Consider the following 12,360-nt stretch of genomic DNA (forward strand, 5'->3'; position numbering starts at 1 on the left):
GATCCCTGTGACCGCGACCCCCTGTGTGCGCTCTGAGACCCCCCGACCTCAGGAAAGCAGGTGTGCACCATGAACGAGACGGCATCCGAAGACCACCAGGCGGAACCCACCCTTCTGCAGACATCCGATGAAAAGGTCTGGCGAAGCCCTGGTTGTCAGGTTGTGGAGGCTGCCCTGGACGTGACCGGCCACGCCCTCGGCGACCGCTGACCCGCACCATGACCGTCACGAGCGCCCAGGCCGGGTCGACCGCCGGCCCCTGGCCGGTCGGGGAGTCCTCCGAACGGCTGCGGGCCGTCACCGCCGACCGCGACGGTACCGCCGACGGCGAGGGCGGCATCGGACGCCGGCCGCGCCACGGCGAGGTGGCGGCCGGCTCACCCGCGACCCGTTGCGGGACAGCTCCCCGATGCGGCCCGGGGTAGGCCTCGCGGCCCAGGGGTCGGTGGCTGAAATGCCCACGGCACGCCCGGCCGGGCTCACTCATGCCTGTCCGTTGCGCCGCGGGTGTTGCTCCAACCTGGTCCGACTGATTGGTCGGTCAGCTGAGCCGGCGGCCGGGCAGTGGGTGGAGATGTTCCGGGAGGCCGATGGGCTGGGCGTGGTGCGGACCCGTCTGGCAGGCGGTGAGCCTCGCCCTGCGCCCCACCGACTCCGGCGGCTGCCGCCGCCAGGCGTACGCGCTCACCGCAGACGATCGCAACACCGACCCGGCCTGCCGTCAGGCACCAGGCCACCGTGCCGTAACCCTCCGGCGGACCACCGTGGCCGCCGCCTACCGAGCAGGAGGACCATGAAACGCCTACGAGCCGCCCTCGCGGCCGTCGCGCTCACCACCGCCACCGTGGCCACGCTCCCCGCCGCGGTATCCCCACCCGCCGCCGCAGCAGCCACCACGGCCCCCGCGACCAGGCCGGCCGCCGTCACCGACTGGTCCACCGCGGTCGTCGAATCCACCATGGCCCGCTCCACACCGAGCACCATCGGCGGCTGGTCCTACCCGGTCGGCCTCTACCTCTACGGCCAGTACCTGACCTACAAGCGCACCCACGACCCCCGCTACCTCGCCTACCTCAAGAACTACGTCGACCGGTTCGTGAAGAGCGACGGCTCGATCGACCAGTCCTTCAACAGCCTGGACAGCATGCAGGCGGGCCGGCTGCTGGTGATCCTGCACCACGAGACCGGCCAGGACCGCTACCGCAAGGCCGCCAGGAAGATCCGCGACCGCCTGAACACCTACCCCCGGACGAGCGAGGGCGGCTTCTGGCACGCGGACACCGCCAGCCGCGCGCACCAGCTGTGGGCGGACGGCGTCTACATGGTGAACCCGTTCCTCGTCGAGTACGGCAAGGAGTTCGGCGACAGCGCGTACACCGACGACGAGGCGGCGAAGCAGCTCGCCGTCTACGGCGGCCACCTCCAGGTCGCGAACGGGCTGCTCAGGCACGCCTACGACGAGTCGAGGAGCGCGAGTTGGTCGGATCCGGGGACCGGTCTCGCGCCCGAGCACTGGTGCCGTGCCGTCGGCTGGTACGCGATGGCGATCGTCAACGTGCTCGACGCCGTCCCGGCGAACCAGTCCCGCCGACCTCAACTGCTCGACATCTTCCGGAAGCTGGTGGCGGGGCTGGAGAAGTACCAGGACCCGGCGACCGGACGCTGGTTCCAGGTGATGGACAAGGGCGGGCGTAGCGACAACTGGACCGAGACGTCCTGCTCCAGCATGTTCACCTACGCCCTCTCCCGCGGCGCCCAGCAGCACTACCTCGACCCGCACTACGCGGACGTCGCCCGCCGCGGCTACCAGGGCGTGCTCGCCGAGCTGTCGGTCGGCCCGGACGGCCGCACCGACCTCGCCGACATCTCCATCGGCACGAACGTCGGCGACTACGCGTACTACGTCGCCCGCACCCGGGCCACGAACGACTTCCACGGCCTCGGGGCCTTCCTGATCATGAACGAGCAACTGCGAGGTTCAGTGTCATGAGCACAACATCCGAACTTTGTGGCCACCAGCTGGTGTGAGGAACCGTCACCATGAAACCCCCCACCGTCGCGCGGCACCGGGCTGCCGCGATCGTCCTCTCCGTCCTCGCCGTCGTCCTCGGGCTCTCCCGGCCCGCGGCCCTGGCATCCCCGCACACCGCGCCCCACGCGGCCACCGTCTACGACGTGCGTGACTACGGCGCCAAGGGTGACGGCTCCACCAACGACACCCCGGCCATCGACAAGGCCGTCGACGCGGCGAGTTCGGCGGGCGGCGGCACCGTCCGCTTCACCGCCGGCACCTACAAGTCCAAGAACACCATCCACCTGAAGAGCCATGTGACGCTCCAGCTCGACAAGGGCGCGACCCTCCAGGGCTCCAGTGCCGACACCTACGACAAGGCCGAGTCCAACCCGAACGACGACTACCAGGACTACGGCCACAGCCACTTCCGCGACGCGATGATCTACGGCGACCAGCTCACCGACATCGGCTTCGTCGGCCAGGGCGTCATCGACGGCGCCGGCGACCTGATCACCGGCAACCCGAAGTCCGGCGAGGCCGACAAGATCATCTCGCTGACCCGGTGCGACGGACTCAGGATCGGCGACGGTCTCACCCTGCGCCGCGGCGGCCACTTCGCGGCCCTGATCAACGGCTGCACGAACGTGACGTCCGACCGCCTGACCATCGACACCGCGAGCGACCGCGACGGCTGGAACATCATCTCCACCACGAACGTCACGGTCACCAACGCGGACATCAAGGCCAACGACGACGCCCTGGTCTTCAAGAGCGACTACGCCCTGGGCGCGAAACTCCCCAACGGGCATGTCCGGGTGAGCGATTCCCACTTGTCGGCCAGGTGCTGCAATGCCCTGATGTTCGGCTCCGAGACCTGCGGCGACTTCTCCGACTACCAGTTCGACAACATCCGTATCGAGGGCGCCGACAAGTCCGGCCTCGGCATGGTCTCCATGGACGGCGCGAAGATCTCCGACGTCCACTACAAGGACATCACGATGACCGGAGTGCACTCCCCGATCATGGAGAAGATCGGCACCCGCAAGCGCTGCGGAAACAGCCCGGGCATCGGCTCGATCAGTGATGTGACGTACGAGAACGTCACCGCCACCGGCACCACCCCGTCCTTCAGCCCGACCCTGTGGGGCGAGAGCGGCCACCGGATCCACGGGATCACCTTCACCCATGTCGACATCACCGTGCCCGGCGGCAACGGCACCATGTCGACCGCCGTACCGGGCAACGACCCCAAGGACTACAACCCCAAGGCCATCGGCACCCGGCCGGCCTACGGCTGGTACCTGCACAACGCCGACGACGTCCGGTTCACCGACAGCTCCGTGAAGTTCGCGGTCGACGACGGACGGCCGGCGGTCATCGCCAACGCGGCGAGCGGCATCCGCCTCACCCGCTTCACGGCGCAGAAGGGCGGGGACTCCCCGTACGACATCGGCCTCCAGGACGTCACGGGCGCCTGCCTGACGGACAGTCACAACACCTCCGGCGGCGCCCTCCGCGTCTCGGGCGGCCAGGACTGCGGTACGGCTGCGAAGCCGCGCGACCTGGAGAACCCCCGTCAGGACTTCCTCCGGGGCTCCGTCGGCGGCCTCTTCCTGCACTGGGGCCTGCGCACCGCCCCCGCCCACACCAGCTGCACCGCCTGGGAGAACGACGTCACCAGCGGCGGCTGGACCCCCGACTACTGGGTGAAGGAGGCACAGAAACTGCACACCCAGTACCTGGTCCTGGCCACCTTCCACAGCCGCCTCGGCTACGCCCGCCCCTGGCCCTCGAAGATCCCCGGCTCCTGCGCCACCAGGCGGGACTTCCTCGGCGAGCTGATCACCGCCGCCAAGGCCAAGGGCATGAAGGTCATCCTCTACATGACCGACGACCCCCAGTGGCACGACGAGGGCGGCCACGAATGGCTCGACTCGGCCGCCTACTCCGCCTACAAGGGCAAGGACGTCGACCTCACCACCCGGGACGGCTTCGGCCAGTTCGGCTACGACAACTTCTTCGAGGTCATGGACCGCTATCCCGACCTCGGCGGCTTCTGGATCGACAACGACAACGCGTACTGGGAGAGCCACGACCTCTACGCCCAGATCCAGCAGAAGCGCCCCGACTACACACTGAGCAACAACAACGAAGACACGCCGATCATGGACATGATCAGCAATGAGCAGAAGACCGGGATGACCCCGGCCTACGACTACCCGCAGGCGGTCTACACGGCCCAACCCCGCCTGACCGAGGCCGACTTCAAGCTGCCCTCGACCGGTGCCTGGTGGTACGACGGCTCGGACCCGGCCGTCGACCGCAGACTCACCCTGGGTCGGCTGGTCACCAACGCCGGCTCCTCGGTGAAGGCCCTGATGGCCGAGACCGCCCAGGTCAACGGCAGGTTCCCGGCCAACCAGGCCGCCTTCAACACCTTCGCCGACTCCTATCTCGACCCCATCTGGGAGTCCCTGCACGGCACCGAGGGCGGCGGCTACCTGTACGGCGGCCTCAAGCCCGGCTTCTGGAACGACGGGGCGCACGGCGTCACCACCGTCGCCAGGACCGACCCGAACCGTCAGTACGTCCACGTCCTGACCCCGCCGTCGACCAGCACCCTGCGGATCCGCGACAACGGCTACCGCATCGCCTCCGTCACCGACCTCCGCACGGGCAAGGCGGTTTCCTGGTCCCAGTCCGGCGGGGTACTCACCCTCACCGGCCTCGGCTCCTGGGACCCGTACGACACCGTCTTCAAGGTCATGACCGCCGGCCGCCAGGGCATCCTCTCCGGAGCCAAGGTCACCGCGAGCGCCTCGGCGAGCGGTCACGCGGGTTCCGCCGCCGGTGACGGCGACTACCTCACCTACTGGGACAGCGACAGGACGCTGCCGGTGAACCTGACCTTCGACCTCGGCTCGGTCGAGAAGGTCCAGTACATCGGTCTCAACCAGCGCGAGGACTCGGTCGCCTACGCCCGTTCCGACACCGAGCAGTCGGCGCGCATCAAGGCGTACAAGGTGTTCCTCAGCAACGACGGCAGGAACTGGGGCAGCGCCGTCAAGTCCGGGGAGCTGCCCAGCCGGCGGGGCATCCAGGGCATCGATCTGGCCGCCGCCACCGCCCGCTATGTCCGCCTGGAGGTGGACTCCACCTGGGCCGCCGCCACCGACACCACACGCTACAAACGGCTGCGCGTCGACGAGGCCTGGATCGGCACGGCCTACGCGACGCCCGTGAACGGAGGACGCCCGTGATTTGGACAAGAGCACTGACGACGGCGGTCGCCGGAGTGCTGGTCGCCGCGGCGGTACCGCTCGTGGGCACCGCCCACCCGGCCGCCGCCTCCGACAACGGCCAGGCCGTCCGGCCCGCCATGGGCTGGAGCAGCTGGAGCTATGTGCGCCGCCGGCCGACCGAGGCCAAGATCAAGGCCCAGGCCGACGCGCTGGTCGCGAGCGGGCTGAAGGACCACGGCTTCGTCCACGTCAACCTCGACGACTTCTGGCAGAAGTGCGACTCGAACGGCTTCACCGTCGACTCGTACGGCCGCTGGGCCGTCGACACCGCCAAGTTCCCCGGCGGCATCAAGGCCGTCGCCGACTACGTCCACTCCAAGGGCCTGAAGTTCGGCTTCTACGTCACCCCGGGCATCGCCAAGAACGCCGTCACCAGGAACACCCCGATCGAGGGCACCTCGTATCACGCGAAGGACATCGCGGACACCTCGAAGACCGAGAAGAACTACAACTGCAAGAACATGTACTACATCGACTACTCCAGGCCGGGCGCGCAGGAGTTCGTGAACTCCTGGGCGGACCAGTTCGCCTCCTGGGGCGTCGACTACCTGAAGATCGACGGGGTGGGCAGCCAGGACGTCCCGGACGTACGGGCCTGGTCCCAGGCGCTGCGCGACACCGGACGGCCCATCACCTTCGGGCTCTCCAACAACCTCCCGATCGCCGACGCCCCGACCTGGCGGCAGCTCGCGAACAGCTGGCGCACCCAGGGTGACGTCGAGTGCTACTGCGGTCCCGGAGACAACGGCAGCGGCTATCCGCTCACCGACTGGTCGCATGTCTCCGCCCGTTTCAACACGGCCGCGAGCTGGCAGCCGTACGCCGGGCCGGGCGGCTGGAACGACCTGGACTCCCTGGAGATCGGCAACGGCGACCAGGTCGGCCTCACCGCCGACCAGCGGCGCTCCCACCTCACCCTGTGGGCGATGGCCGCCGCGCCCCTGCTCCTCGGCACCGACCTGACCGGTCTCGACACCGTCGACAAGGCCATGCTCACCAACGACCGGCTCATCGGCGTCGACCAGGACGGGGTCGCCGCGAAGCGGATCGTGAACAGCGGGGTCGAACAGGTGTGGAGCAAGAAGGAGAGCGACGGCCAGTACGTCGTCGCCCTCTTCAACACCGGCACCTCCGGCAGTTCCACGGTCTCGGTGAACTGGTCCCAGGTGGGCTTCTCCGGCTCCGGCGACGTCACCGACCTGTGGTCCGGCTCCCACAAGGGCGTGACGGCCGACTCCTACAGCGCCACCCTGAGGCCGGGCGAGACCCGTCTGATCCGCGTCGAACCGGTCGACTCGCCCAAAGCGGCAGCGGCTTCACTCCGGTACACGGGCTGAGAGGGAGCAACCTCCATGAACGTCAGGAGAGTTCTGCCTTACGGGCTGGCCGCGGTGCTCGCGCTGCCGCTGGCCGGGCTGAGCCAGGGCACCGCCCTCGCGGCCACCGAATACCAGGCCGAGAGCGCGACAATCTCCCAGGGCACGGTCGCCACCAACCACACCGGCTACACGGGCACCGGCTTCGTCGACTACACCAACATCAAGGGCTCCTACGTGGAGTTCACGGTGAGCGCGACCGTCGCGGGCACCTCGGCGCTCACCCTCCGCTTCGCCAACGGCACCGCCGTCGACCGGCCGATGGACATCTCCGTCAACGGCACGGTCGTCGCGTCCGGAGTCTCCTTCCCGGCCACCGCCGACTGGAACACCTGGACCACCAAGACCCTCGACGTCCCGCTGACCGCGGGCTCCAACAAGATCCGTGCCACCGCGACCACCGCCAACGGCGGCCCCAACCTCGACAAGGCCGGCCTCGACACGGCCGCCGACACCCAGGCCCCCACCAGGCCCGGCCGGCCGTCCTGCTCCGACATCGGCGAAAACGGCCTCACCCTCGGCTGGGGCGCGGCCACCGACAACGTGGGCGTGACGGCGTACGACCTCTACGAACACGGCAACAAGATCGGTGAGGCGCCCGGTGGTTCGACGTCGAGGGCGCTGACCGGGCTCACCCCGAACACCACCTACGACCTCACCGTCATCGCCCGCGACGCGGCAGGGAACACCTCGCCGGCCAGCCCGGTGGTCGACTGCACGACGAAGCCGAGTTCCGACACCACCCCGCCCACCCGACCCGGCACCCTGTCCGCGGCCGGCATCACGGCGAACACCGTCGACCTCACCTGGGGTGCGTCCACCGACGACCGGGCGGTGACCGCGTACGACATCCGCAGCGGGGTGACGGTCTACCAGACGGTCACCGGCGCCACGGCCAGCACCCTCACCGGCCTCGCCTGCGACAGCCCCTACACCCTGGACGTCGTCGCCCGGGACGCCGCCGGCAACATCTCCGAGCCGAGCAACAGCGTCGCCTTCACCACCAAGGCTTGCGCCACCGACGGCGGTGTCCCCTCCTCCGTCGCCACGCTCTCCTCCGGCTGGACGATCCCCTGGGGCACCTACTGGATGCCCGACGGCAAGACCGCCCTGGTCACCGAGCGGGACGACTTCCGGGTCTGGAAGGTGACCAAGGACGGTACGAAGACCCAGGTGGGGACCGTCCCGAACGCCGTCACCACCAACGGCGAGGGCGGACTGCTCGGCGTCGCGGTCGACCCCGGGTGGGAGACGAACCACTACGTCTACTTCATGCACACCGCGTCCGAGGGCAACCGGGTCGTGCGCATGACGTACGACGGCACCAAGCTCAGCGACTACAAGATCCTGCTCCAGGGCATCAAGAAGAACCGATACCACAACGGCGGACGGCTCCTCTTCGGCCCCGACGGCTATCTCTACGTCTCCACCGGCGAGGCCCAGACACCCGATCTCGCCCAGGACAGGAACTCCCTGAACGGCAAGATCCTGCGGATGACGACGGACGGGAAGGCGGCCCCGGGCAACCCGTTCGGGAACTACGTCTACAGCCTCGGCCACCGCAACCCGCAGGGTCTCGCCTTCGACCGCAACGGGCGGCTGTGGGAGGCCGAGTTCGGCAACAGCTCCAAGGACGAGCTGAACCTGATCAAGCCGGGTGCCAACTACGGCTGGCCGACCTGCGAGGGCACCTGCTCGGTCGCGGGGATGACCAACCCGAAGGCCACCTGGAACGTGTCGGACGCCTCGCCGAGCGGGATCGCCATCGTCCGCAACGTCGTCTACATGGCGTCACTGCGCGGCGAACGGCTGTGGCGCATCCCGATCAACGGCGACGGCGAGAGCGTCGGCACACCGACGGCGTACTACGTGGGCACGTACGGTCGCCTGCGGACCGTGACCAAGGTGCCGGGCGCCGACCAGCTGTGGCTGTCCACCACCAACTGCGACAACAACGGCAACGAGCCCGACGGATCCGACAAGATCTTCCGGATCGACATCAAGTGACCGGCTGACGGCCCGTCAGGCCCGGTAGAGAGCCTCGACCTCGTTGGCGTAGGCGTTCTCGATCGCCTTGCGCTTCAGCTTCAACGACGGGGTCAGCAAGCCGTGTTCCTCGGTGAACGGCTGGGCGAGGATACGGAAGGTACGGATCGACTCGGCCTGGGAGACCAGGGTGTTGGCGGCCACCACCGCGCGCCGCACCTCGGTCTCCAGGTCGGCGTCGCGCACCAGCTGGGCCTCGGGCATCCGCGGCTTGCCGCGCATCTGCAGCCAGTGCTCGACGGACTCGGTGTCCAGGGTGACCAGGGCCGCGATGTAGGGGCGGTCGTTGCCGACGACGATGCACTGGTTGACCAGCGGATGGTCGCGCACCCGCTCCTCCAGGACACCGGGGGAGACGCTCTTGCCGCCGGAGGTCACCAGGATCTCCTTCTTGCGGCCGGTGATGGTGAGATAGCCGTCCTCGTCCAGGGAGCCGAGGTCGCCGGTGGCGAGCCAGCCGTCGTGCAGGGAGGCGTCGGTGGCCTTCTGGTTGTTGAGGTAGCCCTGGAAGACATGGCCGCCGTGCAGCCAGACCTCGCCGTCGTCCGCGATGTGCACGGTGGTGCCCGGGACGGCCTGGCCGACCGTGCCGTAGCGGGTGCGCTCGGGCGGGTTGGCGGTGGCGGCCGCCGTCGACTCGGTCAGGCCGTAGCCCTCGTAGATCTGCACGCCCGCGCCGGCGAAGAACAGGCCGAGCCTGCGGTCCATGGCCGAGCCGCCGGACATGGCGTTGCGGATCCGGCCGCCCATCGCCGCCCGCACCTTGGAGTAGACGAGCTTGTCGAAGAGCTGGTGCTGCATGCGCAGTGACGCCGACGGGCCGGGGCCGGTGCCCCACGCCTTCGCCTCGACGGCGTCCGCGTACTTCACCGCGATCTCCACCGCCTTCTCGAACGGGCCGCCCTTGCCCTCCTTCTCCGCCTTCCGCCGGGCCGCGTTGAACACCTTCTCGAAGATGTACGGCACGGCCAGGATGAACGTCGGCCGGAACGCGGCCAGATCGGGCAGCAGCGCGGCCGCGTTCAGCTGCGGCTGGTGGCCGAAGCGCACGCCGTGCCGGATCGCGGCGACCTCCACCATGCGGCCGAAGACATGCGCGAGCGGCAGGAAGAGCAGGGTGGAGACCTCCTCGCCCTTCTTCGCGCGGAACACCGACTCCCAGCGGCCGACGACCGTGTCCGCCTCGAACATGAAGTTGCCGTGCGAGAGCACACAGCCCTTCGGACGGCCGGTGGTGCCCGAGGTGTAGATGATCGTGGCGACCGAGTCCGGGGTGACCGCCTGCCGGTGCCGGTGCACGACCTCGTCCTCCAGGTGCGCGCCCGCGTCGTACAGCTCCTGCACCGCGCCGGAGTCCAGCTGCCACAGCTGGCGCAGCTGGGGCAGCCGGTCGATGACGGTGGCGATCGTCATCGCGTGGTCCTCGTGCTCCACGATCGCGGCCGTGCACTCGGCGTCGTACAGCATCCAGAAGCACTGTTCGGCCGACGACGTGGGGTAGACCGGCACCACCTGGGCACCGATCGTCCACAGGGCGAAGTCGAACAGGGTCCACTCGTAGCGGGTGCGGGACATGATCGCGACCCGGTCACCGAACCGGATGCCGCGTGCCAGCAGGCCCTTGGCGAGGGCCAGGACCTCGTCGCGGAACTCGGCGGAGGTCACCTCACGCCACTGGCCGAGGTCGTCCTTGCGGCCCAGGGCGATGTGCAGCGGGTCCGCCAGGGCATGCTCGAACACACAGTCGGCCAGGCCGCCGACCGGCGGTGCCGACGCCAACGGCGGGTTGGTGAACTCGCGCAAACCCCGCTCCCGCTTCTCGCTCCCCAGTCACGCTCCGCACAGCGCCGTGAAAGCTACCCCACCGGCAGACCGTTCGGGAGGGGGTGCGAAAGCGAGCATTGCTCTCGTATGCCATCGCCTGTGCCTGGAAAATACACTCACATGGGGAAGGGCCGGACAGAATCCTTACGGTTGAGTAAGTTCCGCCTCCGTAATCTCCACTGAATCTGTACGACCCGATTACCGCCCCCGGCCGGTTACCGGCCGGTCAGGCCCGCGGCAGCGCCGGGCCCTGTGACGACTGCGCCGCGGGGGCCGATTTCGTCACTGCGCCGTCCGCGCGCGGGGCCCGCACCAGCACCAGGACCAGCGCGCCCGCCACCACCGAGGCACCCCCCATCACCACCAGGGCACCGTTCAGCCCGGAGGCGAAGGCGGTGCGCAGGGTGTGCTCGGCGAAGGTGTCCCGCAGTGCTCCGGCGCCGCCGCCCGCCAGCGTGTGCGCCGCGTCGTGCGGGAGGGCGCCGGTCATCCTGGAGGTCACCACGGTCCCGGAGACGGCGACCCCGAGCGCGTACCCCAGCTGCCGGACCGTGTTCACCGCACCGCCCGCCATCCCGGCCCGCTCCGCCGGCACCGCCGCGAGCGCCGCGCCCGCGACCGTCGGCGACACGAACCCGGTGCCGACACCCACCAGCACGAACCCGGGTATCAGCGTGGTCCAGGAGGAGCCCGCGCCCAGCACGGCCTGGCAGAGGTCGCCCGCGCCGATCAGCAACAGTCCGCCGCCGACCGTCAGCCGGGCCGGCGCCCCGTGCAGCAGCCGCCCCACCAGCACCGCGACCACCATCGCCGCCACTGTCATCGGCAGCAGCGTCAGCCCGGCCCGCACCGGGGCCATCCCGAGCAGGGTCTGCATCCAGATCGACACGTACGGCAGCGCACCGAACGCCACCCCGCTGAACGCGAACGCCCCCACCATCACGCCGGTGAACGACCGGCCGCGCAGCAGCGACAGCTCAAGGAGCGGATGCGCGGCCCGCCGTTCCACCAGCACGAACACCAGCAGCCCGAGGGCCGCCGCGGCGAACGCGCCGAGCGCCGCCGACGCCGTCCAGCCGTCCTCCCCGGCCCGTACGACCCCGTAGGTCACACCCCCGGCGAACAGTGCGAACGCGACCGTGCCCGCCCAGTCCACCCGCATCCCGCGCGGTCCCCGGGACTCCGGTACGACCCGCAGTGTCAGCCACACCGCGACCACACTGACCGGCAGGTTCACCAGGAAGATCCACCGCCAGCCCGGACCCGCCGTCAGCAGCCCGCCGACCACAGGACCGACCGCCGCGGCCCCGCCGCTCACCGCGCCCCACACGCCGAGCGCCGCCGACCGCTGCCGCCCCTGGTAGACCGAGCCGAGCAGCGGCAGCGTGGTCGCGAACATCGCGGCCGCGCCCACTCCCTGCACGGCCCGTGCCGCCACCAGCGTCCCCGGCCCCGGCGCCAGCCCGCACAGCAGGCTCGCGGCGGCGAACAGCACGACACCGGCCACATGCACCCGGCGCCGGCCGAGAATGTCGGCCGCGGCTCCCGCCCCCAGCAGCAGCGCGGCGAGTGCGAGAGCGTACCCGTCCACCACCCACTGCAGGTCGCTCAGGGACGCGTGCAGTGCCGCCGCCATGTCCGGCAGCGCCACCACCACGATCGTCACGTCGAGCAACAACATGAACGTTCCCAGACACACCGCGGTCAGCGGCCCCCACCTGCGCATCTCTTCACTCCTTGGTAGAACGGCTCGATGTCACTCCGTACCATGGGGCCAGTCCGGCCGATCAGGATGGTG

General features: G+C 69.7%; 8 protein-coding genes. 6 read left to right on the forward strand and 2 right to left on the reverse strand.

Annotated features, from left to right (window positions below):
- Nucleotides 1-69: 69 nt before the first annotated feature.
- The 6 genes from ACZ5K7_RS25260 to ACZ5K7_RS25285 all read left to right on the forward strand — a co-directional run bounded on the left by ACZ5K7_RS25260 (nucleotide 70) and on the right by ACZ5K7_RS25285 (nucleotide 8,699).
- Nucleotides 70-210 carry a hypothetical protein gene (locus ACZ5K7_RS25260; RefSeq protein WP_468916368.1) on the forward strand — a complete coding sequence of 47 codons (141 nt, stop codon included), beginning with the start codon at nucleotides 70-72 and terminating at the stop codon, nucleotides 208-210.
- Between the two features lie 8 nt (nucleotides 211-218).
- A complete protein-coding gene (locus ACZ5K7_RS25265) occupies nucleotides 219-425 on the forward strand; it encodes a hypothetical protein (RefSeq protein WP_351699099.1) in 207 nt (68 codons plus the stop codon).
- Nucleotides 426-793: 368 nt separating this feature from the next.
- The gene (locus ACZ5K7_RS25270; RefSeq protein WP_468916372.1) at nucleotides 794-1,990 is read left to right on the forward strand and encodes a glycoside hydrolase family 88/105 protein; all 1,197 of its coding nucleotides are present in this window, start codon (nucleotides 794-796) and stop codon (nucleotides 1,988-1,990) included.
- 50 nt (nucleotides 1,991-2,040) lie between these two features.
- Entirely contained in the window at nucleotides 2,041-5,274 is a 3,234-nt protein-coding gene (locus tag ACZ5K7_RS25275; protein ID WP_468916375.1) for a glycosyl hydrolase family 28 protein, read from the forward strand.
- Nucleotides 5,271-6,653: a glycoside hydrolase family 27 protein gene (locus ACZ5K7_RS25280; RefSeq protein ID WP_468916378.1), complete on the forward strand. Its 1,383-nt coding sequence runs from the start codon at nucleotides 5,271-5,273 to the stop codon at nucleotides 6,651-6,653. Before ACZ5K7_RS25275 ends, ACZ5K7_RS25280 begins: the two co-directional genes overlap by 4 nt.
- Nucleotides 6,654-6,668: 15 nt before the next feature.
- Nucleotides 6,669-8,699: a PQQ-dependent sugar dehydrogenase gene (locus ACZ5K7_RS25285; protein WP_468916381.1), complete on the forward strand. Its 2,031-nt coding sequence runs from the start codon at nucleotides 6,669-6,671 to the stop codon at nucleotides 8,697-8,699.
- A gap of 15 nt (nucleotides 8,700-8,714) precedes the next feature.
- On the opposite strand, the gene ACZ5K7_RS25290 is transcribed toward ACZ5K7_RS25285, so the two are convergent.
- Nucleotides 8,715-10,541 carry an AMP-dependent synthetase/ligase gene (locus ACZ5K7_RS25290; RefSeq protein WP_351699111.1) on the reverse strand — a complete coding sequence of 609 codons (1,827 nt, stop codon included), beginning with the start codon at nucleotides 10,539-10,541 and terminating at the stop codon, nucleotides 8,715-8,717.
- Nucleotides 10,542-10,788: 247 nt separating this feature from the next.
- Nucleotides 10,789-12,288, reverse strand: a complete 1,500-nt coding sequence (locus ACZ5K7_RS25295; RefSeq protein ID WP_468916383.1) for an MFS transporter — start codon at nucleotides 12,286-12,288, stop codon at nucleotides 10,789-10,791.
- Nucleotides 12,289-12,360 lie beyond the last annotated feature (72 nt).

Source organism: Streptomyces sp. NPDC031497 (genome assembly GCF_055580905.1).

Bases quoted from the DNA above. Each gene is read 5' to 3' on its own strand.
- ACZ5K7_RS25275 (WP_468916375.1), top strand. From the start codon at position 2,041: ATGAAACCCCCCACCGTCGCGCGGCACCGGGCTGCCGCGATCGTCCTC.
- ACZ5K7_RS25285 (WP_468916381.1), top strand. From the start codon at position 6,669: ATGAACGTCAGGAGAGTTCTGCCTTACGGGCTGGCCGCGGTGCTCGCG.
- ACZ5K7_RS25270 (WP_468916372.1), top strand. From the start codon at position 794: ATGAAACGCCTACGAGCCGCCCTCGCGGCCGTCGCGCTCACCACCGCC.
- ACZ5K7_RS25260 (WP_468916368.1), top strand. From the start codon at position 70: ATGAACGAGACGGCATCCGAAGACCACCAGGCGGAACCCACCCTTCTG.
- ACZ5K7_RS25265 (WP_351699099.1), top strand. From the start codon at position 219: ATGACCGTCACGAGCGCCCAGGCCGGGTCGACCGCCGGCCCCTGGCCG.
- ACZ5K7_RS25295 (WP_468916383.1), bottom strand. From the start codon at position 12,288: ATGCGCAGGTGGGGGCCGCTGACCGCGGTGTGTCTGGGAACGTTCATG.